The following is a 25168-nucleotide window of genomic DNA, read 5'->3' on the forward strand; positions in this document are numbered from 1 at the left end:
CACCCGCAAGGGGGAGGATCGCCTGATGGAGACGGGCGAGATTTCCTCCAACCTGATACCCAACAGCCACGCTTCGCCCATTGGTCCGCGCGCGCGCATCCGCTAGACCGCGCGTGATGCCCCATCTCTATCTCGTCGACGGCTCCGGCTATATCTTCCGCGCCTATCACCGGCTGCCGCCGCTCACCAACAAGCATGGCGAGCCGGTCGGCGCGGTCTATGGCTATACGACGATGCTGTGGAAGCTCGCGGACGAGGTCCACGCCGCAGACGGCCCGACTCACATGGCGGTCATTCTCGACAAGTCGTCGAAGACGTTCCGCAACGATCTCTACGACAAGTACAAGGCGCAGCGTCCGCCGCCGCCCGAGGATCTCGTCCCGCAGTTCCCGATGATCCGCGACGCGACGCGCGCCTTCTCGCTCCCGTGCATCGAGACCGAGGGACTCGAAGCCGACGACATCATCGCCTGTTATTCGAGGGCCGCACTCGCGCAGGGTTGGGAAGTCACGATCGTCAGCTCCGACAAGGACCTGATGCAGTTGATCGAGCCCGGGCTCGACATGTACGACACGATGAACAACCGCCGGCTCGGCGCGGAGCATGTCGCGGAGAAATTCCACGGCGTGACCCCGGCGCAGCTCGGCGACGTGCTCGCGCTGATGGGCGACAGCGTCGACAACGTCCCTGGCGTCCCAGGCGTTGGCCCCAAGACCGCCGCCAAGCTGATCCTCGAGCATGGCAACCTCGAATCCGTGCTCGCCGCCGCCGAGGGGATGAAGAAGGGCAAGCTGCGCGACAATCTGATCGAGCATGCCGAGATGGCGCGGCTGTCGAAGGTGCTCGTCACGCTCAAATGCGACGTCGCGCTGCCCGAGCCGCTCGAGGATCTCGAGCTCAAGGGTATCCCCGACGCCCCCTTGCGCGCATTCCTTGAACATCACGGCTTCAAGTCGCTGATCGCCAAATTGTCGGCCGTCGCAGAAGCGCCGGTCGCCGAGTCGACCGTCGTCGCGGACATGGACGCGGACGAGCCCTGCAAGCATGACGATTACGAGACCGTCGTCGACGAGGCGGCGCTCGACCGCTGGATCACGCTGGCCCGGCACCAGGGCTGGATCGCGATCGACACCGAGACCACGGGGATCGACGCGACGCGCGCCGACCTCGTCGGGATCAGCCTCGCGCTGCATCCGAACCTCGCCTGCTACGTGCCCATCGCGCATGGCGGCACCGATCTGCTCGCGGAAAACCCGGTCCAGATCGACCGCGCGACCGTGCTGGCGAAGATGAAGCCGCTGCTTGAGGATCCGAGCATCCTCAAGATCGGCCATAATCTGAAATACGACATGATCGTCCTTGCCCGCGCCTATGCGGCGACCGGCGGCGTGACGATCGCGCCGTTCGACGACACGATCCTGATGAGCTTCGATCTCGACGCAGGGCTGCACGGCCACGGCATGGACGAGCTCGCCGCCACGCACCTCTCGCACACCTGCATCGCGTTCAAGGACGTGGTCGGCACGGGCAAGTCGCAGCGCAGCTTCAACGAAATCGACCTCAAGGCCGCGACCCATTACGCCGCCGAGGACGCCGACGTCACGCTCCGCCTCTGGCGCCGGTTCAAGCGCCGCCTGCCCGCCGAGGGCTCGACGCGCGTCTACGAGATGGTCGACCGCCCGCTCGTCCCCGTCATCGCGCAGATGGAGATGCACGGGATCAAGGTCGACGCGGCGAAACTGTCGAAGCTGTCGACCGAGTTCGCCGCGCAGATGGCGAGCCTCGAGACCGAGATCCACGCGCTCGCGGGCGCGCCGTTCACGATCGGCAGCCCCAAGCAGCTCGGCGACGTGCTGTTCGAGAAGATGGGGATCAAGGGCGGCCGCAAGGGCAAGTCGGGCGTCTATTCGACCGACGTCACCGAACTCGAGCGGATCGCCGCAGACAAGGATTCGCCCGGCGCGGTGATCGCGCGCAAGGTGCTCGACTGGCGTCAGCTCTCGAAGCTGAAATCGACCTATACCGATGCGTTGCAGGCGCAGATCAACCCGGCGACGGGTCGCGTCCACACGTCGTATTCGCTGACCGGCGCGCAGACCGGCCGGCTGTCGTCGACCGATCCGAACCTGCAGAACATCCCGATCCGCACCGAGATCGGCCGCCAGATCCGCGACGCGTTCGTGGCCGAGCCCGGCAACGTCATCCTCGCCGCCGATTACTCGCAGATCGAGCTGCGGCTGGCCGCGCACATGGCGAACGTGCCTGCGCTGAAGCAGGCGTTCGCGAATGGCGACGACATCCACAGCCTCACCGCGCAGGAGCTGTTCGGCGAGGTCAACCGCGACACGCGCGGCCGCGCGAAGACGATCAACTTCGCAATCCTCTACGGCATCTCGCGCTGGGGGCTCGCGGGTCGGCTCGATGTGAGCGCGGACGAGGCGCAGGCGATGATCGACCGCTATTTCGATCGCTTCCCCGGCATCTCGAGCTACATCGTCGACACCACCGAAAGCGTTCGCGCGACCGGGTTCACGACGACGCTGTTCGGGCGGAAAACGCATTTCCCGCGGATCCGCTCGAAGATCCAGCACGAACGCCAGGGCGCCGAGCGCGCCGCGATCAACGCGCCGATCCAGGGGACGAGCGCGGACATCATCAAGCGCGCGATGGTCCGCATGGGCCCCGCGCTGCTCGAAGCCGGGCTGCCGAACGTGCGCATGCTGCTCCAGGTCCACGACGAACTCGTGTTCGAACTGCCCGAGGGTGATGTCGAGGCGGCCAAGCCCGTGATCGAACGCGTGATGGCCAACGCCGCGACGCCGGCGGTGACGCTCGACGTTCCCCTGGGTATCGAAATCGGTACCGGCCTGAGCTGGGGCGCGGCGCATTGATCGCGCAGGGCGGCAGCCGGCCACGTCCGGCTGACTTGCACCAGCGCGGCCAGCGGAGCGCTTGCTCCGACCGACGACGCGGCTGTGCCGCGGCGCGACGCACCGACGGCGCCCGCCCGTGACCGAGATCGACCAAGGATATCGACACGCTCGCGAAGGGCGGTCGGACCAACATCGCCGGCTTCGTCCTGCGGCTGGCGGCGCGAGATCCCGTTCCTGTTCATCGCCGGCCGGATCTACGGTCCCGACCTGGTCGGCCGGTTCGCGATCGCGGTCGTGGTCGTCGAACTCGCCGCGTTGCTGGCCACGCTCGGCCTCAAGCGCGGTCTCGCGCAGGCGCTCAGCAGCGCGGATCGCCCGCACGCCAACGTCGTGTGGGATGCGATGGCGGTCGCGTTCATCGCCTCGCTGATCGCCAGCGCGGTGCTCTGCACCTTCCCGCAGATCATGTATCCCAACAGCGCGATCACCGGGCTCGACCGGTTCCTGCCGCTGATCATCGTCGCGGTCGCCTGGTCCGACGTCAGCCTCGCCGCGCTCGCCTATCGCCTCAACGTCAAGGCCGCGGTCACCGCGCGCGCGGTGGTCGAGCCGTGGACGATCTCGATCGCCGCCTGGGCGTTCTCCTATTTCACGATCCGCGACGGGCTCGTGCTCAGCTATGTCGCGTCGATGATCGCGGCGCTGATCGCCAGCCTCGTGCCGTTCCTGCGCAGCTACGGCGTCCCCCGCGGCTGGTCGCCGCATTTGCGTCCGCTCTACACGCTCGCCCGCGCCAACGTGCCGCTGGCGGGCGCGGACATCCTCGAATGGGGCAGCCGCAACGTCGACCGCTTCATCCTCGGCGTGATGTTCGAGCCCAAGATCGTCGGCATCTATTACATGGCGCAGCAGGTCGCGAGCCTGCCGCAGAAGCTCAAGACCAGCTTCGACCCGATCCTCGGCCCGGTGATCACGCAGAGCCTCGCGAACAACGACCGCGCCGCGATCGCCAACCAGGTCCGCCAGGTCGCGTTCTGGATCATGGCGGCACAGGGCGGGCTCGCGCTGATGGGCTCGATCCCCGGCGAAGCGGTGATGGGCGTGGTGGGCCCGCAATTCGTCGCCGGCACCGCCGCGCTCGCGTTCCTGCTGACCGCCGAATTCCTCGCCTCGACCGGCGCGGTCAGCGAATCCGCGCTCGTCTACATCGCGCGTCACCGGAACCTGATGATCTCGGCGGCGATGCTCGCCTTCCAGATCGGGCTCAGCTTCGCGCTGATCTTCCTGATCCGCGGGCTCGGTTATCCGGTGAATTATCAGGCGGCGGGGCCGGCGGTCGCGCTCATGCTGTCGGTCGCGCTGACCTCGGTGATCAAGTCCAGGCTGCTCGGCCACCTGCTCGGTGCGAGCGTGTCGCCATGGCGCTGGCCGCTCGTGTGGGCCGCGCTGGCTGCGATCGTCGTCGGGGCGGCCTTCACCGCGCTGCCCAAACGGTACGAATGGGTCGAACTCGCGGTCGGGGAACCCGCGATCGCCGGGACGTATCTCTTCATCCTGTGGAAATGGGCGTTCGGCCCGGCGGACCGGGCGTTGTTCAAGAAGAAGCCACCCGAAGCCGAACCGGTGCTTCCCAACGCCGGTTCGGCCATCCCGTAACTGGCCCCCCGCAATCGCAGGGGGCCCGGGTCCGATCAATGCCGGAAGTGGCGCATCCCGGTGAACACCATCGCGAGACCGGCTTCGTCCGCGGCGGCGATCACATCCGCGTCGCGGATCGACCCGCCGGGCTGGATCACTGCGGTCGCGCCTGCCTCGACTGCGGCGAGCAGACCGTCGGCGAACGGGAAGAACGCGTCGGAGGCAACCGCCGAGCCGATCGTCCGCGGCGTCGCCCAGCCCGCCTTGTCCGCCGCATCCTTCGCCTTCCACGCGGCGATGCGCGCGGATTCGAGGCGGTTCATCTGTCCCGCACCGATGCCCGCGGTGCTGCCGTCCTTGGCATAGACGATCGCGTTCGACTTGGTGTGCTTGGCGACGGTCCAGGCGAAGCGGCAGTCGATCAGCTCCTGCTCGGTCGGCTGGCGCTTGGTGACGACGGTCAGCTCGCCGGGGGTGCCATTATCGCGGCTCTGGACGAGCCAGCCGCCGGCGATCGACTTGGCGGTGAGCCCGGCGCGCGCGGGATCGGGGAGCTCGCCGGTCAGCAACAGGCGGAGGTTCTTCTTGGCGGCGAACAGCGCGATCGCCTCCTCATCGGCGTCGGGGGCGACGACGACTTCGGTGAAGATGCCGGTGATCGCGCGCGCGGTTTCCGCGTCGAGCGTGCGGTTGACGGCGATGATGCCGCCGAACGCCGAGACGGTGTCGCAAGCGAACGCAGCGGCATAGGCGTCGGCGAGCGTGGCGGCAGTGGCGACGCCGCAGGGGTTGGCGTGCTTGACGATGACAACCGAGGGCTCGGCGTCGCGGTACTCTGCGATGAGTTCCAACGCGGCGTCAGCGTCGTTCAGGTTGTTGTAGCTGAGCGCCTTGCCCTGGAGCTGGCGCGCCTGGCCGATGCCGCGGACGCTGTCGGTGGCGGCGTAGAAGGCGGCGGACTGGTGCGGGTTCTCGCCGTAGCGAAGCGTGTCGCCGCGCTTGAGCGTGATCGGCAGCACGGGCGGGAATGCCTCGGCCTGGTCGACGGTGCCGAACCACGTCGCGATCGCCGAGTCATAGGCGGCGGTGGTGGCGAAGGCCTTGGCGGCGAGGCGCTTGCGGTCGTCGAGCGTCGTGCTGCCGCCCGCGACAAGGGCGTAGTCCGCGGGATCGGTGACGATCGCGACATAGGCGTGGTTCTTGGCCGCCGAGCGGACCATGCTGGGACCGCCGATGTCGATATTCTCGATCACGGTGTCGCGGTCCGCGCCCTTGGCGACGGTCGCCTCGAACGGATAGAGATTGACGATGACGAGGTCGATCGCGCCGATCTGGTGCTCCTCCATCGACGCGGCGTGGCCGGCATCGTCGCGGACCGCGAGCAGACCGCCGTGGACCATCGGGTGGAGCGTCTTGACGCGGCCGTCCATCATCTCGGGGAAGCCGGTCAGCTCTGACACGTCGCGGACGTCGAGGCCGGCCGCACGCAAGGCGGTGGCGGTGCCGCCGGTCGAGACCAGCTCGACGCCGTGGCTCGCGAGCGACGTGCCGAGATCGACGATCCCCGTCTTGTCGGAAACGGACAGGAGCGCGCGCTTGATCGGGATGCTGGTCATGAGGGTCTTTCGTGGAGTCGCCGTGCGGCGGGCCTTAGCGTCGGTTGGGGTTTGGGAACAGGGGGGCCTGCGCTCCCCTCCTTACGTCATCCTGACGAAAGTCAGGACCCAGAGCCACGGGCGCGGTCGTTTGGTATCCTGGGTCCTGACTTTCGTCAGGATGACGCGGGGTGGGGGATGATGGCGGTGACCGTCAGGCCTTTTTCAGCGCCCAGCTCACGCTCGCGCCACCGGCTGCGGCTTCGCCCGTGATCATCAGCTGCTGCGTCGCGACGGGGCGGCCGTCCGCGTCGATCCAGACGCTGTCCTCGACCACCAGCGCGCCGCCGCGACAGCGGAACTGCCAGAGCGCACCGCCCGGCAGGCGAAGGATCGCGCCCAGTCCGTCCGCGGTCGGCGACACCTGCACCCCCGCGCCGAGATGGAAGCGGATCGCGAACAGCGACAGGCCGGTACGCCGCCTGCGCCCCTGCGGCAGAAGCGCATCCTCGCCGCGCAGCTCGCGCCCGTCGCCGGTCAGCATCAGCTGGCGGCGATGGAGGAACCCCCATCGGCGGACATAGCCGTCATGGCTCGCCTCGATCCGGCTGGCGGCCTCCGATTCCTGACGGCTCAATTCGACTTCGCCGACACCGCGGCCGAGCGTGCCGTCGGCATGGATCGCGGTGGAATTGCTGTCGGCGATCGTCAGCGTCGAATGCGCCGCGGTCGAGCGCAGCCCCTCGACCATCGCCGTAGGAAGCTGCGCGATGCCGGCCCGCGCGCCGCCGCAATTGACGACGATGCGCGACGGACCGTCCGAGAACTCGAATGCGAGCGTCGAGGCGCAGCCCCTTCGACGAGGCGCGCGATCGGCGGCGGCGCCGCGTCGACGATCAGCACCGCGCTGCTCGCCGCGAGCCGTTGATAGCCCCAGTCGCGCGCCTGGCGGAGCGGCCGTGTACGGACTCCGCTCGCCTCGATCACGGCGGCGACCTGCGTCTCGCTCGAGGGTCCGCCGCCCTGCCAGCTCGACAACCCGTGATCGGCATGCGCGACGCCGAGCAACGCCGCGACCATCCGCGCGAGCGTGACGCCGACCGTCTCGGGAAGCGCGAGGCCACGCGCCACGTAGCTTTCCTGGAGCAGCGTCAGCAGCTGGATCGTGTCGAGCAGCATCGACGGGCTGCGCGACACCGACCCGCCATCGTCGAACAGCCCGGTGCCCAGCGCGCGAAGCAGCCCCGCCTCGCCGAACGCGCGACGCGGGTCGCCGCCGGGGATCAGCAGCCCGGCGGCGACGACCCCGCACCAGGCGGCGATGCGGGGGCGCCCGCCGGCGCCTTGTCGGCCGTGCGATCGAGGTGGAGCGCGCCGCGTGCGAGCGCGTTCAACACTTTCGAGCGATAGATCAGGTCGGACGAGGACAGGATCAGCGGTGCGTGCGCGGTCCAGAACAGGATGCGACGGCCCCACATGTCGGGCCGCCATGCGATGCCCCCGGTCTTGTCGGCATAGGCGGTCAGCCAGAGCCCCATCAGATATTCGGCGATCGGTGCGCCGCGCGACCGCGTCGCCACCGTCGAGAGATCGCGCAGCCACGCGAAACTGTGCAGATAGTCGGCAAAGGCCTTGGGCAGCGGCTTGGCGAGGTCGAGCGTCTCGATATCGCGCGCCTCGCCGCGGAACGAGAGCACACCCTCCAGCAGCATCGTCCCGCGCGGGATGTCGCCGAGGATCGGATCGTCGGGGACAGCGATGAGCTTGAGCGGGTAGCGGCCCTTGAGCCGAAGCGCATGCAGCGGCGTCCGCCATGTCAGCCGGTGGAAGCGCTCGGCCAGCCGATCGGCTAGCGACAGCCCCTTGTCGCCGCCGAGCCGGATCAGGCGGCGGCCTTCATCGATCCCGTCGAGCGCGGGGTCGGTCGCGGGATCGCGCTGGCTCAATCGCCCCTCAATGCCGCAATGTTCGCGGCATACTGCGCTGGCCCGCCGCGGAAGACCGAGGTGCCCGCCACCAGCGCGTCGGCGCCCGCCTCGATACAGCGTTTCGCCCATTCGGCATCGACGCCGCCATCGACCTCGAGATCGATCGCACGGCCGCTCTTTTCGATCATGGTGCGGATCGCGGCAATCTTCTTGAGCTGGCTCGGGATGAAGCTCTGTCCGCCAAACCCCGGATTGACGCTCATCACCAGCACGAGGTCGACCATGTCCATGAGGTAGTCGAGCATCTTGGCGGGCGTGCCGGGGCAGATCACGATCCCCGCGCGCTTGCCGAGACCCTTGATGTGCTGGAGCGAGCGGTGGATGTGCGGGCCCGCCTCGTAATGCACGGTGATGCAGTCCGCACCGGCGTCCGCGAACGCGTCGAGATAGGCGTCGACGGGAGAAATCATCAGGTGAACGTCGAACGGCTTGGTCGTCATGCCGCGCACCGACTTCATGACTGCGGGGCCGAACGAGATGTTGGGGACGAAATGCCCGTCCATCACGTCGATATGGATCCAGTCGGCACCGGCCGCGTCGATGGCGCGAACCTCCTCACCCAGTTTGGCGAAGTCGGCGGACAGGATCGAGGGAGCGATACGGACGGGTTCCATGGGATTGTCCTAGCGCGGGATTCACGTGGTGCGAAGGGCTTGTATCCTCCCCCTTGCGGGGGAGGATTGGTCAGGCGCGCTTGAGGCGGGCGATGAAGAAGCCGTCGCAGCCGCCTTCATCCGCGAGCATGCCGGGGAGCGTGCGGACGCTACCAGCTAGGGGGCCGGTTTCGGTGGGCGTGATGCCCGCGGGAAGTTCGGCCTGGTCGACCGGCGCGATCGTGTAGTCGCTGCGCGCGGACAGGAACGCGTCGAGTTGCGCCTCGCCCTCCGACGGCTCGAGCGAACAGGTCGCGTAGACGAGCGTGCCGCCGGGCTTCACCCAGTCGGCGGCGCGCGCGAAGATGCGTGCCTGGAGCGCAGCGGTCTCGGCGATGATCGAGGGGCGGACGCGGTGGAGCACGTCGGGGTGGCGGCGAAAAATGCCCGTCGCGCTGCACGGCGCGTCGATCAGGATCGCGTCGGCGGGCTCGGTCGGTGCCCATTCGAGGATGTCGGCGTTGACGACCTCCGACTTCAAATGCGTGCGATAGAGGTTTTCGCGCAGGCGCTTGATCCGGCTTTGCGAATTGTCGACTGAGGTGACCGTCCAGCCCGCCGCGGCGAGCTGCAGCGTCTTGCCGCCCGGCGCGGCGCACAGATCGAGGACGTGGCCCCCACCCTCTGACGGCGCCTTCCCCAGCAGGCGCGCGGGGAGCGAGGCGGCGATGTCCTGCACCCACCAGGCGCCGTCGCCAAACCCGGCCATGTCGGGGACCGAGTCGTGATCGCCGAGACGGAGGTGGCCGGGCATGAAACTCTCGCCACCGAGCTTCTCGCGCCAGCCTTCGGTTTCGGCGGGGTCGGCGATCGTGAGGTCGAGCGGCGGCGGTGCGGCGATCGCGCGACCGGCGGCGTCGACCATCTCTTCGCCCCAAGCGGCTTCCCAGCGGAGTTCGACGGGGGCCGGCAGCGTCGGCACTTCGGGGAGCAGCATGTTGGCGCGGAACAGCGTGCCGAACACGCCGTGGACGAGCTTGCGCGGGCCGCCGTCGACGAGCGGCAGCACGGTCGAGATCGCGGCGTGCGACGGCGTGCCGAGGATCAGCACCTGGACGAGCGCGATGCGCAGCGCCATCCGCGCCTTCGCATCGTCGGGGAGGTTGGTCTTGGTGACCGAATCGATCATTGCATCGAGATCGGGCAGCCGGCGCAGCGTCTCGGCGGCGATCGCATGCGCAAGGCCGCGATCGGGGCCGTGGATCGCACGCGTCGCGGCGGGCAGCGCAGATTCGAGCGACTCGCCGCGGCGGAGCACGGCATCGAGCAGGCGGAGTGCTGCACGGCGGGTGGGGACGCCGAGCGGCTCGGGGGCGTGGGTATAGTCGGGCATATAAGGTCCTTCGCGTTCGGTTTGCCGCGTGGGTGCAGTGGCAAAGTCGCGCGGCAGGGCCCATGTGGCGGTTACGACGCCAACACGCAAATCCGGAGAGCCGCGATGGGCCAGCGCCCCGATCATGTGAAGCCACCCGAATATCTGGCGAAGACCACGCCGGTGCCCAAACCCGAGCCGATCGTGCCCGACAAGGATCCCGAACCGCGCGATCCCACGCGCTATGGCGACTGGGAACTCAAGGGCATGGCGATCGACTTCTGATCCGGGTTTGATGTCCCATCCGCGATGCTGACGCGATCAGGATCAAGTGTGACGAACGACCCATGCCCCGTTCGTCATCCTGACGAAAGTCAGGATCCAGGATCACGAACGATACCGTAGCTGGCTCTGGATCCTGACTTTCGTCAGGATGACGGGTGGGGCGAGGATGACGGGTGGAGTGAGGATGGCGGGGTAGAGTGAGGACGACGGGGGTAAATCTGCGGCAGCGGTCCTGACGCAGGTGGAACGTATCTCCTGGCGGCGCGTCGCGGTAGGATGAGGGGCTTCTTCGCTAAACGCTGGGTAAAGATCACCGGCATCGTCGTCGCGGGCGTGCTCGTGCTGGGACTGGTCGGGCTGGCGGCGTTTCCCTGGGGATCGCTCAAGGGGGTGATCCAGCGCCAGCTCACCGCGCGGTTCGGACGCCCGGTGACGATCGGCGGGATCGAGCGCGTCGATACGTTCGGATTCAACCCGACGATCCGCATCACCGACGTGCGTATCCCGCAGGCGGCATGGGCCGGTACAGGCGATTTCGTACGGCTGCGCGAGGCCGAGGCGACGTTTTCCGGGCTCGCGCTGCTCAAAGGCGCGTTCGGGCCGCGCGATGTGAAGGCGCGCGGGCTGCGGCTCGTGCTGGTCCGCGACCGGAATGGCCGGACCAATTGGGAACGACCGGGCAAGCCGAAGGGCGGCGGGAGCTCGACCGATCTCGACGGGCTGACGATCAGCGACAGCGTGATCGCGTATCGCGATGACAAGCAGGATCGGTTCGTGACCGCGCGCTTCGCCTCCGATCCGGTGCACGGGATCCGCGCGACCGGCACCGGCACGATCCGCGGTGCGGCGGTGCGGATTGCGGTCGCGGGGCCTTCGGTCGAGACGTTCCAGGGCAAGCCCTGGCCGTTCACCGCGTCGATCGACGGCGACGCGCTCTCGATCACCGCGAAGGGCCGGATGGACCGCCCGCTCGATACCGATGCGATGAGCCTCGACGTGACCGCGCGCGCGGCCGATCTCAAGCTGATCGACGCGGTGATCGAGGCGGGGCTGTTCCGGACGCAGCCGGTGTCGTTCAGCGCGCATGTCCGCCACGACCAGCCGAAATGGACGGTGACACAGCTCAAGGGCGTCGTCGGGCGGTCCGATTTCACGGGGCATGTCAGCGTCGACAAACAGGCGGGGCGGAGCAAGGTCGATGGCGCGATCGTGTCGCGGCAGTTCGACTTCGGCGACCTGTCATCGGACGAGGGCAAGGCCAAGGGCGCCGCGCTCGAGCGCGCGATCGGCCCGCGACTGGTGCCGAACACGCGGATCGACATCGGCAAGATCGACACCACCGATGCGCGGATGGCGTTCAGGATCAAGCGGATCGTGAGCGCCAAGGGGGCGTCGCCGATCCTGTCCGCCAAGGGCGTGCTGGCGATCGACCACCAGTTGCTGACGCTCAGCGATCTTGATGCGCGGCTCCCGCATGGCCGTGTCGAGGGCAAGCTGACGGTCGACCAGCGCGGCGATCGCAAGGTGCCGATGGTCGATATCAACCTGCGGCTGCGCGGCAGCAGCGTGCAGGATCTCGCGGGCGGCGGCGGCGATTTCAGCGGCAATGTCAGTGCACGCGCGCGGTTGAAAGGCCCCGGTGCGACGATCCGCGCGGCGGTCGGCAATGCGAACGGCACGATCGGGTTCGTCGCGCGCGACGGGCAATTGCCGCAGGGGATCGCAGCGGCTTTGGGGTTCGATGCGGCACGCGCGCTTCTGGCGAAGGATGGCGAGCGCGCGGGACTCCGCTGCGTCGTGCTCAAGCTCGACGTGACGCGCGGGCATGGGCGGATCGATCCCATGATCATCGACACGACCGCCAGCCAGTTGCGGGGGACGGGTAGCGTGGTGTTCCCGGGGGAGACGCTGAACATCCGGCTGAGCGGCACGCCGAAACAGCATGCGCTGCTCCGATTGCCGGGATCGGCCTATATGACGGGGACGATCGAACGACCCACCGTGTCGATCCCGCCCGAGGTCAAGTCGGTAGGGAATATCTTCAAGGCGATCGGCCGCGCGATTACGGGGAAACAGGGACCGACCGCGAGCGATGCGAATTGTTCGGGTCTCGCCGCGCGAGTCCTCCGCTAACCCTTTGATCCTCCCCCGCCAGGGGGAGGATAAGGCAATCGCCTCTGATCAGCCTGCCTCGCCTTTCAGCGGCCGCGCGAGCAGGTCGCCGATCACGTCGGTGACGGGCGCGCCTTCGAGCAGGCGGCAGACGGCCTCGGTGATCGGCATGTCGACCCCCGCATCGCGTGCCGCCTCGCGCAGGACGGGAGCGGTGAACGCGCCCTCCGCGACCGTGCGGCGATCGCCGAGCAGCGTTGCGGCGGACTCGCCCCGCCCCAGACCGACACCCAGCGAGAAGTTGCGTGAACTCGTCGACGAGCAGGTGAGCACGAGATCGCCGAGTCCCGACAGCCCGGCAAGAGTCTCCACGCGTGCGCCGCGCGCGAGCCCGAACCGGGTCATCTCGGCAAAGCCGCGCGCGATCAGCGCCGCGCGGGCATTCTGGCCGAGCCCGGCGCCCTCGACCACGCCGCAGCCGATCGCGAGCACGTTCTTGACCGCCCCGCCAATCTCCGCGCCGACGACGTCGGTCGACGCATAGGTCCGGAAATGCCGCGCCGCGAGCCGCGTTGCGAGCGCCTCGCCAAGTTCCTCGTCCTCGCAGGCGAGCGTCACCGCGGTCGGCAACCCCGCCGCCACCTCATGCGCGAAGGTCGGCCCCGACAGCACCGCGATCGGCGCGTCGGGATGCACCGCGCGCGCCACCTCGCCGACGAGCCGCTTGCTGCCCGCCTCGATCCCCTTGGCGCACAGCACCAGCGGGATGCGGCCGATCGGCGCGGCGGCGAGCACGCTGCCGACATGCTGCGCGGGTGCGACGACGAGGATCGCGTCCATGTCCGCCAGCGCAGCGAGATCGCCGGTCGCGCGGATCGTCGGCGACAGCGCGACGCCGGCGAGGAACAGCGCGTTCGCCCGCGTCGCGTTGATCGAGTCGACGACCGCCGCCTCGCGCGCCCACAGGACGACGTCGCGGCCGTCATGCGCCGCGACCTGCGCCAGCGCGGTACCCCAGGCACCGCCGCCGATGACGCCGATCCTCATGTCATGCGCCCTCATGCCTTCACCCCTGCCCCGCGCACCGCCTCGGCGGTCGGATCGAGCGGCCAGCGCGGACGTGCGGCGACGTCGAGCGGGTCGGTCAACCCGGCGGCGAACCGCTCCGCACCCGCCCAGCCGATCATCGCGGCATTGTCCGTGCACAGCCACAGCGGCGGCGCGACGAAGCGCAGCCCGTTGTCGGTGGCGAGACGCTGCAACGCGCCGCGCACCGCCGTGTTGGCGGCGACCCCGCCAGCCACGACGAGCGCGGTCGCGCCATAGGAGGTCCGGAGCGCCCTGGTGGTGCGGTCGATCAGGCAATCGACCACGGCCGCCTGGAACGACGCGGCGATATCTTCCGGCGGATATTGCCCGACGACGCGCGCGACCGCGCTCTTCAGTCCGGCAAACGAGAAATGCGGTTCGGCCGAACCTTTGAGAGGGCGCGGCAGGGGCACCGCCTTTGCATCACCCAGCGCGGCGGCGCGCTCGACCGCCGGGCCACCGGGAAAGCCGAGGCCAAGGAGCTTGGCGGTCTTGTCGAACGCCTCGCCCGCCGCATCGTCGATCGTCGTCGCCAGCCGGCGATACGCGCCGACCCCCTCGACCAGCAGCAGCTGGCAATGCCCACCCGACACCAGCAGCAACAGATAGGGAAATTCGAGATCCGGATCGGACAGCCGCGGCGACAGCGCATGCCCCTCCAGATGGTTGACCGCGATCAGCGGCTTGCCCGCGGCATGCGCGAGCGCCTTGCCCGTCACCAGCCCGACCATGACGCCGCCGATCAGCCCGGGACCCGCGGTTGCGGCAACCGCGTCGACATCCGCCAGCGTCAGCTTCGCATCGGCCAGCGCCGCGACGATCAGCGGCTCGAGCGCCTCGACATGCGCGCGCGCTGCGATTTCGGGAACGACGCCGCCGAACGGCGCATGCGCGGCCTCCTGCCCGAGCAGCCGGTGCGCGAGGACCTGCCGATCGCCGGTGACGAGCGCGGCGGCGGTTTCGTCGCAGGAGGATTCGATACCGAGAATGATCATCGCCTGTCTCTATCGCGCCGCACGAAGCTTGTCCCGCGCTTGTCGAATGCGTCACCATTCTGCATGGCACGACCATGACTCGTTTTCGGCTCGGTACGCGCGGTTCGCCCCTCGCCCTCACCCAGGCAGCGATGGTGCGCGACGCGTTGTGCCTGGCGCATGGCTGGTCAGCGGACGCCGTCGAGACGGTCGTGATCCGCACCACCGGTGACCGCGTCCAGGATCGCGCGCTGGCGGAGATTGGCGGCAAGGCGTTGTGGACCAAGGAACTCGACCGCGCGCTCCACGACGGCGAGATCGATTGCGCCGTGCATTCGATGAAGGACGTCGAAACGATCCGGCCCGAAACGATCCGGATCGCGGCGATGCTGCCGCGCGCCGACGTGCGCGACCGGTTGATCGGCGCGGAAAGCATCGCCGACCTGCGTCAGAATGCGGTGGTCGGGACCAGCTCGCCACGACGACGCGCGCAGATGCTGCGGTTGCGCCCGGACCTCGAAATCGTCCTCATCCGTGGCAATGTCGACACGCGGCGCGGTCGGGTGGCGAGCGGCGAGATGGACGCGACCCTGCTTGCCGCAGCCGGACTCGATCGTCTCGGCCAGCATGATTGCGGCCATGCGATCCCGACCGACGTGATGCTGCCCGCCCTCGCGCAGGGCGCCGTCGGTATCGAGGTGCTTGGCGAGGGCGCGGCGGGCGCGATCGTTGCGGCGATCGATCATGCGGAGACCAGCCTGTGCGTGCTCACCGAGCGGGCGTTGCTCGCGCGACTGGGTGCGGACTGTCATTCGCCCGTCGCAGCGCTCGCATCGCTGGCGGGCGAGACGTTGACGCTGCGCGCGGAATTGATCGCCGAGGACGGACGCTGCGACGTGACGGGATCGATCGAGGGCGGGATCGACGAAGATCTGGGAACGGCGCTCGCGCTCGACCTGCTGACCCGCGCGCCCGCCAGCGTCAGGCTCCTGTTCGCGGCATGACCCGGTTCGTGGTCCTGCGACCCGAACCCGGCAATGCCGCTACGTGTGCAAGGCTGCGCGACCAGGGGCTCGAGGCGCTTGCCCTGCCGCTGTTCGCGGTGGTGCCGGTGGCGTGGACGCTGCCCGACTTGGCGCGGTTCGACGCGGTGCTGCTGACCAGCGCGAACGCGGTGCGTCACGGCGCGCTGCCCGATGCGCTGAAGAGGCTCCCCGTCGTTGCCGTCGGCGATGCGACGGCGGCCGCTGCGCGCTCGGCGGGTTTCGATGTCGCGATCACCGGGACCGGCGATGCGCGGTCGGCGGTCGATCAGGCCCGTACGAAAAATCTTGCCCGGCTGCTTCACCTTGCAGGGCGCGAGCGGGCGCCGACCGCAGGGAACGTCGAGGCCATCACCGTCTATTCGAGCGATCCCGTCCGCGTCGATGACGCGGACATTCGCGCGACCGGGGCGCAGCATGTCCTGATCCATTCCGCACGCGCGGCGCGCGCCTTTGCCGAACGGGTCGACGGCGCAGGGGTCGATCGCGCGACGATCGCGCTCATCGTCATCAGTGCCGCCGCCGGAAAGGCCGCAGGCGGTGGCTGGCGCGAGGTTATCGTCGCTGACCAGCCGACCGACGACGCGCTCGTTGCGATTGCCGCAAACCGCGCGATTGACCCTGGCGCGCGTCGCGGGGATAAGCGCGTCATGAGCGACCAAGTGCCGATCGACCGTTCCAGGGCACGCGGCCCACGCCTGGGTGTAATAATCGCGTTGATCGGACTGGCGTTTATCGCCGGCCTGGTCGCGATGGGCTATGCCTTCAAGACCGTCCCCTGGCTCGGCGCGCAAACCGCCGCGCTGACCGGAACCGGTGTGAAATCGTCCGCTGCGACGACCGGCAATGCCGATTACACACCCGCGCAGCCGCTCAACGCCAATGGCGAGACATCGGCGCCGGCGGTGATCGATACCGCGGTGCTCGCGACGCGCGAAGCCACGCTGGCGGGCCAGCTCAGCGTGCTCGAAACGCGTACCGCCGCCGTGTCGGCGGATGCGAATTCGGCAGCGGCGCAGGCGACGCGTGCCGAGGGGCTGATGGTCGCGTTTGCCGCGCGTCGGGCGATCGATCGCGGTGTCGGACTGGGCTATATCGAGGAGCAGCTTCGGCTGCGCTTCGGCAAGGCGCAGCCCCGCGCCACGGCGGCGGTGATCCAGGCGGCCCACCAGCCGGTGACGATCGAGGATCTTCGCCAGGGTCTCGACACCATCGCGCCCGACATCACCAGCACCAACGGCGTCGCCGAGGGTGGCTGGCTCAAGACGGTCCGGCGTGAATTCAACAATCTTATTGTGCTGCGCGAGGAGAGCATGGCCTCGCCGATGCCCGCCGACCGACTGGCACGCGCACGCAGGCTGCTCGAAGCGGGTCAGGTCGAGGCCGCCCGTGCCGAGGTCGCACGCCTGCCAGGTGCCGGCCAGGCGGGTAACTGGATGGCGGCCGCACGACGCTACATCATCGCGCGCCAGGCGCTCGACATCCTGGAGAATACCGCGCTCATGGGTCAGGCCGGGCAACCCCAGCCCAGCCCGATCATCGTCACGACACCGATCGTGCCGCCGACCACGGAGCAGGTCGAGGATCAACCCGCGCCGTTGACGGCGACACCCTGAACCGCCGACGTCGCCGTCAGAACGAGTTCCAGTCGTCGTCGCGGCGGACCATCGACGAGATCGCCGCGACCGGCAGCGGCTTGACGGGCGAGGCATAGGCTTCGGGGGTTACGAAATCGCGCCTGGCCGGTTCGTTCGAACGCTGTGCAGCCGAGGCGTGGCCGTTGCGATGCCCCTGCCCGATCTGGAAGCGGTTCGCCCGGTCGGCGAGCGCCCCGACCTCGGTCGCCAAACTGCGCGCCGCGGCCGAGGTTTCCTCGACCATTGCCGCATTCTGCTGCGTTGACTGGTCCATCGTCCCGATCGTGGCCGAGATCTGCGTGATCGCCTCCGACTGCGCCTGGTTGTCCGATGCCATCGTCGCGACAAGTTCGTGGACCTGCGTCACATCGCCCAAGATCTCGGCCAGCGCGCCGTCGACCTTGGTCACGGCATCGACCGCGGTCACGATGTCCGTCTGCGTGACGGTCAACTGATCCTCGCACGCTTGGCTTCCTCCTCGGCGCGCATGGCCAATGCGGACACCAGATCGGCGACGACCGCAAAGCCGCGTCCCGCATCGCCTGCGCGTCCGGCCTCGACCGCCGCATTCATCGCCAGCACGCGCGTCTGGAACGCGATCTTGTCGAGCCCCTCGATCACGTTGTCGATTCCCTTGGCACTTTCGGAGACGCGCCCCATCGCCTGGACCGCCTCGTCTGCCACGGTGCGACCGCCGCCCACGGTGGTGATCGCCTGGTCCGCACGTTCGACCGTCCTGCTCGCCGCACTGGCAGACGCGCGCAACCGGCCATCCATCTGCGTCACCGACGCCGCCGTCTCCTCGAGCGAGGCCGCATTGCTTTCGGTACGACGCGCGAGATCCTCCGACGCCTGTGCGATCTCGTGCGATCCGGTGCGGATCGTCGTCGTGCTCTGCGACACCGCACCGATCAGGTCCCGCAGCTGGTTGAGGGCGTCGTTATAGCTGACTTCGAGCGGTGCGAAGCTTTCGGGCAGACCGTTCAGCGTGTTCGTCAGATCGCCTGCGGCAAGCGCGTTGAGCGCGCTGCCCGTCGCGGTGATCGCGGCGTTGCGTTCGACCTGTGCCTCTTCGAAATACACCGACAGCGACAATTCCATGTCGAGCAGCGCAGCCTTGACGATCGCGACGGTCGCATCGGTCGCGCTTGGTCCACGAAACCCGCGCATCAGGCGGCGCCAAGGGCTGTACTCCTTGCCGATACCCTCGAGAAGGACTTCGAGAACGACCGCATAGGCACCGACATACCAGCGCGGTTCGAGCCCGATGCGCGCATGCACCGAGCCGATGCGCCGCACGCTGCCGTAGAATTTCTCGTCGAACCGGCCGCTCGCGATATTGAGCCAGTGCGACGCCTGCGCCGACTTGGCCGCGTCCATATGCGCGGTATCACGGAAGAAATGCGCGGTTTCGGGTTGCTGTCGGACCCGTGCGTAGAAGCGGTCGAGTGCGCCGCCGATGATTTTCTGAATGAGCGGCCGGACCGCCGCCACTGTTGCCTGCTGTTTTGGCCCCATCTCCATGAAAGTGAGGCGCGACGAAACTTGATCCGATGACACTGACTGCTCCTTATCGCCACGCCCCCAAGACGGTTTTGCGATAGTGAATTATAGGGAGTGCCCCCGATCGACGGTCATGATCGTCGATGAATCTCGGCACCGGTCAGGCCGCTGCCCCGGCATCACAGCAGTTCAAGCAACGCTCTCCATGACCGATTCCCGGGCCGCGCCAACGATCTTGCGGATGGTCGCATATCGGCCGGCTTTCAGGGCAAAGGCGAAGCCATCCGGCACGGGGTTGGCGCGTGTCGCAAGCGTAGCTGACGTCTGTGCATGATAGAAAGTGGCGTCGACTTTGATCCCCGTGACGTTCGTCTCGGCATGGTCGAGGTCGCGCGTGCGCGGCCATGTCTCTGGATTGAATGTTTGCGCCTGAGATCACAGGCCGAGCTCATGCCAATCTTTCGTCCGTGGCACGATAAGGCCGCGTGATGATGTAGGGCATGGTGAGTGTGGTGACATCCCGGGCGGGATCGATGGTGTATCCATCGAAACCGCCACCCTGATGGGTGGCGGCTGGAGCGGGCGAAGGGATTCGAACCCTCGACCCCAACCTTGGCAAGGTTGTGCTCTACCCCTGAGCTACGCCCGCTCTGGCGCCTGTGCCGCCGGTCGAAATCGACACGGTGGCGGGGTGAGGCGCGCTATTAGCCCGGGCTTTCAGGTACGGCAAGCGCCTTCTTCGGAAAATTTCAAAGACGGTCGATTCAGATTCCGCTTGGAGTCTGACCACATAGAACATTACAAGAACATCTGTGAACGACTCGCCCGCCCTCATCGCGCATCTCAAGCGTATCGCCGCTACCGGATCGCCGCTGCAGGGTGATGCGAGACCCGTCGATGCGTGGCTGAGGCACGGCATGGCAAGCGCCCAGCTCCACGAGATCTTCGCGACACAGGACGATGCGGCAAGCGCCGCCGGGTTTGCCGTCGCCAGCAGCCTGGCGGGCCATGCCGCGCCGGTCCTGTGGCTGCGGACCGAGGGCAGCGAACGTCAGGGCGGGCGTCTTCATGCCAATGGCCTGAACGAAATGGGGCTCGACGTAGGATCGCTGGTGCTCGCGGTGGTCGATGACGAGGCAAGCCTCTTGCGCGCGGCGGCGGATGCGGCGCGGTGCAAGGGGCTTGGTACCTTGCTGATCGAATCCTGGGGGCGTGCGGCGGGTATCGACCTCACCGCGACACGACGCCTGATGCTCGCCGCCGAGGCGTCGGGGGTAACGATCCTGAACCTGCGGATCGGTGCCGCCCCCGTGCCGAGCGCCGCCGCCACGCGGTGGCAGGTGGCATCGTGCCGTTCCCGGACACTCGAGGCCGACGCACCGGGACGGCCAACCTTCGATATCGAATTGTTGCGCCGACGCGGAGGCCAGGCCGGTCTGCGCTGGCGCGTGGAGTGGGACCGTGACGCTTATATCTTCGACCAGATCGCCGCCGATGGCCAAAGCCCAGGGACCGAAATCGACGATTCCCCGCCGGTATCTGGCGCTGGTATTTCCGTGGCTGTCGATCGAGCGTCTGCGGACGATGCGCCCTCACCTCTTCGTCGGACGGGGTGACATACCCTTTGCGTTCGTCGAGTCGGTCGCGGGCGGGGTCAGACTGAAGAGCGTCGATCGCGAGGCGGCGCGCGCCGGGCTTCACCCCGGACTTGCGCTTGCCGATGCACGCGCACGCATCCCCGAACTCGAGGTCTATGATCATGACCCGCATGCCGATCACGAATGGCTCGAGCGGCTGGCGGATGGCTGCCAGCGTTACACGCCCTCGGTTGCCCTCGACGAACCCGACGGACTGATCCTCGACATCGCCGGCTGCGTGCATGAATTCGAGGGCGAGCGCCGGCTTGCCGCCGATCTTGAGGACCGGCTGGCGCGCCGCGGGCTGCTGGTGCGCCATGCGTTCGGCGATACGCCCGATACGGCGCGCGCGCTCGCCCGTTATGCCGGTGCGCCCGCCCCCGATGAGCGGCGCGCGGTCAAACGCCTGCCGGTCGCAGCACTCGGTCTCGACGAGGATGCGACGGCCGCCTTGTCGCGCGCGGGATTGAAGACCGTCGGCGATGTCATGGCGCGCCCGCTAGGTGTAATCGCCGCGCGGTTCGGCGAGGCGGCGGTCATGATGATCCGCCGTCTCGACGGCAGCGTGAAGGGGCCGATCGTTCCGCGCCGGACGGTCCCCGCGATTGGCACGGAGCGGCGTTTCGCCGAGCCGATCGCACGCACCGACTATGCCCTGGAGGTGCTGGCCGAACTGGCCGGCGAAGCCGCGGTGCAGCTGACCGAGCGCCACGAAGGCGGCCGGCGCTGGGAGGCACGGCTGTTTCGCGCCGACGGGCTCGTCCAGCGGTTGCGGGTCGAGACCGGTCAGCCGACGCGCGACGTCGCGCTGTTGATGCGGCTGTTCCGCGAACGGATCGACAGCCTCGCCGACCCGCTCGATCCGGGGTTCGGCTATGACCTGATCCGGCTCGACGTCGCGCTTGCCGAGCGGCTCGATGCGTCGCAGCTGAAGCTGGAGGGCGGACAGAAGGGCGCCGCGCAGGACGATGGCGTCGCCGCGCTCGTCGATCAGCTCGGCACGCGGCTTGGCCGCGCGAAGGTGCGCCGGTTCGCAGCGCGCGACAGCCATATCCCCGAACAGGCCGAGCTGATGCTGCCCGCCGCCGAGACCGCCGCGGTCAGCGCACGCCCCGCGGTCTGGACCACACCCGAATCGGGTGAGCCGCCGCTGCGCCCGATCTATCTGTTCGACCCGCCCCAGCCGATCGAATCGATGATGGCCGAGGTCCCGGACGGCCCGCCGCACCGCTTTCGCTGGCGCCGCACCGTGCACGACGTCGCGCATAGCGAGGGGCCGGAGCGGATCGCGGGCGAATGGTGGCGGCGCGAGGATATCCCGACACGCGATTATTACCGGATCGAGGATCGCCGCGGCCGGCGCTTCTGGATCTTCCGCCACGGCCTGTATTCCGAGGTGGAGACGCCGCGCTGGTATCTCCACGGCGTGTTCGCGTGACCGGTTTCGCCGAGCTCGTCGCGGCGACCAATTTCTCGTTCCTCGACGGGGCAAGCGACGCGGGGACGATGGTCGGTCGCGCGGTAGAGCTGGGGCTCGGCGGGATCGGCATCGCCGACCGCAACACCGTCGCGGGCGTGGTCCGCGCGCATCAGGCGCTGAAGAAGGCGGAGGCTGCGCTGCTCGGCATGACGCTGCCGCCGGTCGATTTCCGGCTGCTGGTCGGGGCGCGGCTGGTGTTCGAGGACGGCACGCCCGACATTATCGCCTATCCCGCGACGCGGCGCGGCTGGGGACGGCTGACGCGACTGCTGACGGTCGGCAACCGGCGCGCGGAAAAGGGCGGCTGTATCCTCGGGCTCGGCGACCTGATCGCGCATCATGCCGAGATGATGCTGGTGGTGATGCCCGAGAGCAGCGCGCGCGGTGCGACGCCCGTGTCGCCGCTGCCCGAGGGCGACGCGCTGCCCGAACGCCGCGAGCGCGACCTGCCGAGCGTCCTGCGCGCGGTGAAGCGGCTCGGCGCGGACTGCGTCTGGCTCGGGGTCACTATGCCGCGCGGTGGCCGCGACCGGCGGCGGCTGGCGCGGCTGGCCGGGATCGCCGATGCGGCGGGGGTGCCGATTCTCGCGACGACCGACGCGCTCTATGCCTATCCCGATGATCGCGACCTGCACGACATCGTCACCTGCATCCGCGAGGGGACGAGCATCCACAAGGCCGGGCGGCTGCTCGCCGCCAATGGCGAACGCCATCTGAAGCCCGAGAGCGAGATCGCCCGGCTGTTCCGCGATCGCCCCGACGCGGTCGCCGAGAGCGCACGGCTGCTGTCACGGATCGCCTTCACGCTCGACGACCTCAAATACGAATATCCGCACGAGCCGATTCCGGCCGGGTGGGACGCGCATGACTGGCTCGAACATCTGGTCTGGCAGATCGCGCTGGAACGCTACGACTACCGCGTCCCCGAAAAGATGCTCGCGCTGCTCCACGAGGAGTTCACGCTGATCCGCCAGCGCAACTATGCCTATTACTTCCTCACCGTGTCCGACATCGTCCGGTTCGCGCGCGCGCAGGATCCGCCGATTCTCTGCCAGGGGCGCGGCTCGGCGGCCAATTCGGTGGTGTGCTATCTGCTCGGCGTCACCTCGGTCGATCCGATGAAATACGACCTGCTGTTCTCGCGCTTCATCTCGAGCGAACGCGACGAGCCCCCCGATATCGACGTCGATTTCGAGCATGAGCGGCGCGAAGAGGTGATGCAGTATATCTATCGCCGCTATGGCCGCGACCGCGCCGCGATCGCCGCGACCGTTATCCATTATCGCCCCAAGAGCACGGTACGCGAGGTCGGCAAGGCGCTCGGCCTGACCGAGGACGTGACGCAGCGGCTGACGAGCACGGTCTGGGGTAGTTTTTCGAGCCGGTTCGACGAACGTCGCTTTACCGAGACCGGCTTCGATCCCGACAATCCCGAGATCGCGCGGCTGCGCATGATGGTCGACCGGCTGCTCGAATTCCCGCGGCATCTGTCGCAGCATGTCGGCGGGTTCGTGCTGACGCAGGGGCGGCTCGACGAGATGGTGCCGATCCACAATGGCGCGATGGCGGACCGTACCTTCATCGAATGGGACAAGGACGATATCGACGCGCTCGGCCTGATGAAGGTCGACATCCTCGCGCTCGGCATGCTGACGTGTATCCGCAAGAGCTTCGACCTGATGCGCGAGCACGGGCTCGGCGACCATCTGCTCGACACGATCGCGGTGGCGGAGGACGACCGCGTCTATGACATGCTATGCAAGGGCGACAGCATCGGCGTGTTCCAGGTCGAGAGCCGCGCGCAGATCAACATGCTGCCGCGGTTGCGCCCGCGCCAGCTCTACGACCTGGTCGTGCAGGTCGCGATCGTCCGGCCCGGGCCGATCGAGGGCGACATGGTCCACCCCTATCTCCGCCGGCGCAGCGGCAAGGAGAAGGTCGAGTTTCCCGCGCCCGATCCACGATTCGGCCCTCCCGACGAGCTGCAACAGCTGCTGCGCTTCACCTACGGCGTGCCGCTGTTCCAGGAACAGGCGATGAAGCTCGCGATCGTCGCGGCGGGGTTCACGCCGAACGAGGCGAACCAGTTGCGCAAGTCGATGGCGACGTTCCGCAAGGTCGGCGGCATGGACAATTTCCACGCCAAGCTGATCGGCGGGATGGTCCGCCGCGGCTATCAGGCGGAGTTCGCCGAACGCTGTTTCAAGCAGATCGAGGGGTTCGGATCCTACGGCTTTCCCGAAAGCCATGCGCTGTCGTTCGCGCGGCTGGTCTATGTCTCGTCGTGGATCAAGTGCTTCCACCCCGCGGTGTTCACCTGCGCGCTGCTGAATGCGCAGCCGATGGGATTCTATGCCCCCGCGCAGCTGGTCCGCGATGCGGTCGAGCACGGCGTGCGCGTGCTGCCCGTCGACGTGAACGCAAGCGGGTGGGACAACAGCCTCGAATCGGCGATGGTGATGCGGCTCGGCTTTCGGCAGGTCGACGGGTTCCGCGCCGAATGGGCGGCCGAGATCGCGCGGGTCCGGACCACGCCGTTCGTCGGGATCGAGGATCTCGCCCGGCGTGCCAGCCTGCCGCAGCGCGCGATGAACCTGCTCGCGGATGCCGATGCGTTCCGCTCGCTCGCCAAGGACCGGCGCGAGGCCTTGTGGGACGTGCGCCGTACGCCGCCGAAACAGCTCGCGCTGTTCGCTGCCGCCGATGCGCCCGAACTCGGCGTGGAGCCCGACGCGCATCTTCCGGCGATGCCGTTGTCCGAACAGGTCGCGGCGGATTACCAGACGACTCGGCTGTCGCTGAAGGCGCACCCGATGGCGTTCCTGCGCGACCGCTTCGCCGCCGAGGGCATCTTGTCGAGCGCACAGGCCAACGCCACGAAGGACGGCCGCCGCGCAAAGGTTGCCGGCATCGTCCTCGTCCGCCAGCGTCCGGGCAAGGGCAATGCGATCTTCGTCACGATCGAGGACGAGACCGGGGTCACCAACGGCCTGATGTGGGCGCGCGATTTCGAGGCGAACCGACGCGCGGTGATGGCGTCGCGGCTGATGGTGCTCGAAGGCGTGATCCAGCGCAGCGAGGAAGGCGTCACGCATCTGATGACCGCGCGCGTGCAGGATCGCAGCGACATGCTGCGGTTGTTGTCCGAGGATCATGCGGTGGAGCCGCCGCTCGCCCGTGTCGACGAGGTGATCCGCCCGGTCGCGACGCGGAGTCCGGACGCGCGCGCGCACCACCCGCGCGCGACACACCCTCGCGACGTCCGTATCCTGCCCAAGTCTCGCGACTTTCATTGAAGCCGTCATCCCAGCGCAGGCTGGGATCCAGAGCCAAGCGCGGCGGGTTCTAT

The 25168-nt window shown here is 68.3% G+C and carries 13 protein-coding genes, 1 tRNA gene and 4 pseudogenes; 9 read left to right on the plus strand and 9 right to left on the minus strand.

The window, feature by feature from the left end; translation table 11 throughout:
- Positions 1-116 precede the first annotated feature (116 nt).
- Positions 117-2891 carry a DNA polymerase I gene (gene polA / locus QP165_RS11055; RefSeq protein ID WP_333997005.1) on the plus strand — a complete coding sequence of 925 codons (2775 nt, stop codon included), beginning with the start codon at positions 117-119 and terminating at the stop codon, positions 2889-2891.
- A gap of 140 nt (positions 2892-3031) precedes the next feature.
- Positions 3032-4529: pseudogene (locus QP165_RS11060) on the plus strand (lipopolysaccharide biosynthesis protein).
- 35 nt (positions 4530-4564) lie between these two features.
- Here the strand turns inward: QP165_RS11060 and purH are convergent.
- The 4 genes and pseudogenes from purH to QP165_RS11080 form a co-directional block, all read right to left on the minus strand.
- Positions 4565-6127: a bifunctional phosphoribosylaminoimidazolecarboxamide formyltransferase/IMP cyclohydrolase gene (purH, locus tag QP165_RS11065; protein ID WP_333995717.1), complete on the minus strand. Its 1563-nt coding sequence runs from the start codon at positions 6125-6127 to the stop codon at positions 4565-4567.
- A gap of 193 nt (positions 6128-6320) precedes the next feature.
- A pseudogene (locus QP165_RS11070) lies at positions 6321-8052 on the minus strand (heparinase II/III family protein).
- Positions 8049-8708 carry a ribulose-phosphate 3-epimerase gene (rpe, locus tag QP165_RS11075; protein ID WP_333995719.1) on the minus strand — a complete coding sequence of 220 codons (660 nt, stop codon included), beginning with the start codon at positions 8706-8708 and terminating at the stop codon, positions 8049-8051. The pseudogene QP165_RS11070 and the gene rpe overlap by 4 nt, the downstream one beginning before the upstream one ends.
- A 70-nt stretch (positions 8709-8778) precedes the next feature.
- The gene (locus QP165_RS11080) at positions 8779-10080 is read right to left on the minus strand and encodes an RsmB/NOP family class I SAM-dependent RNA methyltransferase (protein ID WP_333995720.1); all 1302 of its coding nucleotides are present in this window, start codon (positions 10078-10080) and stop codon (positions 8779-8781) included.
- 105 nt (positions 10081-10185) lie between these two features.
- Here QP165_RS11080 and QP165_RS11085 point away from each other — a divergent pair, with 105 nt between their 5' ends.
- Together QP165_RS11085 and QP165_RS11090 are read left to right on the plus strand one after the other, a co-directional pair.
- A complete protein-coding gene (locus QP165_RS11085) occupies positions 10186-10344 on the plus strand; it encodes a DUF1674 domain-containing protein (RefSeq protein WP_082445075.1) in 159 nt (52 codons plus the stop codon).
- A gap of 276 nt (positions 10345-10620) precedes the next feature.
- The gene (locus tag QP165_RS11090) at positions 10621-12477 is read left to right on the plus strand and encodes an AsmA family protein (protein ID WP_333995721.1); all 1857 of its coding nucleotides are present in this window, start codon (positions 10621-10623) and stop codon (positions 12475-12477) included.
- A gap of 48 nt (positions 12478-12525) precedes the next feature.
- On the opposite strand, the gene QP165_RS11095 is transcribed toward QP165_RS11090, so the two are convergent.
- Positions 12526-13503 carry an NAD(P)H-dependent glycerol-3-phosphate dehydrogenase gene (locus tag QP165_RS11095; RefSeq protein WP_333995723.1) on the minus strand — a complete coding sequence of 326 codons (978 nt, stop codon included), beginning with the start codon at positions 13501-13503 and terminating at the stop codon, positions 12526-12528.
- Positions 13504-13514: 11 nt separating this feature from the next.
- Positions 13515-14540, minus strand: a complete 1026-nt coding sequence (gene tsaD / locus QP165_RS11100) for a tRNA (adenosine(37)-N6)-threonylcarbamoyltransferase complex transferase subunit TsaD (protein WP_333995725.1) — start codon at positions 14538-14540, stop codon at positions 13515-13517.
- Between the two features lie 74 nt (positions 14541-14614).
- On the opposite strand from tsaD, the gene hemC reads away from it, so the two are divergent.
- A complete protein-coding gene (hemC, locus tag QP165_RS11105; RefSeq protein ID WP_333995727.1) occupies positions 14615-15523 on the plus strand; it encodes a hydroxymethylbilane synthase in 909 nt (302 codons plus the stop codon).
- Positions 15520-17178, plus strand: a complete 1659-nt coding sequence (locus tag QP165_RS11110; RefSeq protein ID WP_333995728.1) for a uroporphyrinogen-III synthase — start codon at positions 15520-15522, stop codon at positions 17176-17178. The genes hemC and QP165_RS11110 overlap by 4 nt, the downstream gene beginning before the upstream one ends.
- Before the next feature lie 16 nt (positions 17179-17194).
- On the opposite strand, the pseudogene QP165_RS11115 reads toward QP165_RS11110, so the two are convergent.
- From QP165_RS11115 to QP165_RS11120, 3 genes and pseudogenes are all read right to left on the minus strand, one after another.
- A pseudogene (locus tag QP165_RS11115) lies at positions 17195-18723 on the minus strand (protoglobin domain-containing protein).
- 168 nt (positions 18724-18891) lie between these two features.
- A pseudogene (locus QP165_RS20035) lies at positions 18892-19104 on the minus strand (DUF72 domain-containing protein); the annotation flags it as partial.
- 172 nt (positions 19105-19276) lie between these two features.
- Positions 19277-19351, minus strand: a tRNA-Gly gene (locus QP165_RS11120).
- A gap of 163 nt (positions 19352-19514) precedes the next feature.
- Between QP165_RS11120 and QP165_RS11125 the strand changes: the two genes are divergently transcribed.
- From QP165_RS11125 to QP165_RS11135, 3 genes are read left to right on the plus strand one after another with little or no spacing between them, the layout of a single operon-like run.
- Positions 19515-20318 carry an ImuA family protein gene (locus QP165_RS11125; protein ID WP_333995730.1) on the plus strand — a complete coding sequence of 268 codons (804 nt, stop codon included), beginning with the start codon at positions 19515-19517 and terminating at the stop codon, positions 20316-20318.
- Positions 20287-21777: a Y-family DNA polymerase gene (locus QP165_RS11130; protein WP_333997006.1), complete on the plus strand. Its 1491-nt coding sequence runs from the start codon at positions 20287-20289 to the stop codon at positions 21775-21777. The genes QP165_RS11125 and QP165_RS11130 overlap by 32 nt, the downstream gene beginning before the upstream one ends.
- Positions 21774-25115: an error-prone DNA polymerase gene (locus QP165_RS11135; RefSeq protein WP_333995732.1), complete on the plus strand. Its 3342-nt coding sequence runs from the start codon at positions 21774-21776 to the stop codon at positions 25113-25115. Before QP165_RS11130 ends, QP165_RS11135 begins: the two co-directional genes overlap by 4 nt.
- Positions 25116-25168: the final 53 nt, after the last annotated feature.

This window comes from Sphingomonas sp. 22R3R2A-7, assembly GCF_036856055.1.
In the GTDB taxonomy this organism is placed as follows: Bacteria; Pseudomonadota; Alphaproteobacteria; order Sphingomonadales; family Sphingomonadaceae; genus Sphingomonas.

Coding starts and splice junctions, on each gene's coding strand:
- polA (WP_333997005.1), top strand. CDS start 117: ATGCCCCATCTCTATCTCGTCGACGGCTCCGGCTATATCTTCCGCGCC.
- purH (WP_333995717.1), bottom strand. CDS start 6,127: ATGACCAGCATCCCGATCAAGCGCGCGCTCCTGTCCGTTTCCGACAAG.
- rpe (WP_333995719.1), bottom strand. CDS start 8,708: ATGGAACCCGTCCGTATCGCTCCCTCGATCCTGTCCGCCGACTTCGCC.
- QP165_RS11080 (WP_333995720.1), bottom strand. CDS start 10,080: ATGCCCGACTATACCCACGCCCCCGAGCCGCTCGGCGTCCCCACCCGC.
- QP165_RS11085 (WP_082445075.1), top strand. CDS start 10,186: ATGGGCCAGCGCCCCGATCATGTGAAGCCACCCGAATATCTGGCGAAG.
- QP165_RS11090 (WP_333995721.1), top strand. CDS start 10,621: ATGAGGGGCTTCTTCGCTAAACGCTGGGTAAAGATCACCGGCATCGTC.
- QP165_RS11095 (WP_333995723.1), bottom strand. CDS start 13,503: ATGAGGATCGGCGTCATCGGCGGCGGTGCCTGGGGTACCGCGCTGGCG.
- tsaD (WP_333995725.1), bottom strand. CDS start 14,540: ATGATCATTCTCGGTATCGAATCCTCCTGCGACGAAACCGCCGCCGCG.
- hemC (WP_333995727.1), top strand. CDS start 14,615: ATGACTCGTTTTCGGCTCGGTACGCGCGGTTCGCCCCTCGCCCTCACC.
- QP165_RS11110 (WP_333995728.1), top strand. CDS start 15,520: ATGACCCGGTTCGTGGTCCTGCGACCCGAACCCGGCAATGCCGCTACG.
- QP165_RS11130 (WP_333997006.1), top strand. CDS start 20,287: ATGCGCCCTCACCTCTTCGTCGGACGGGGTGACATACCCTTTGCGTTC.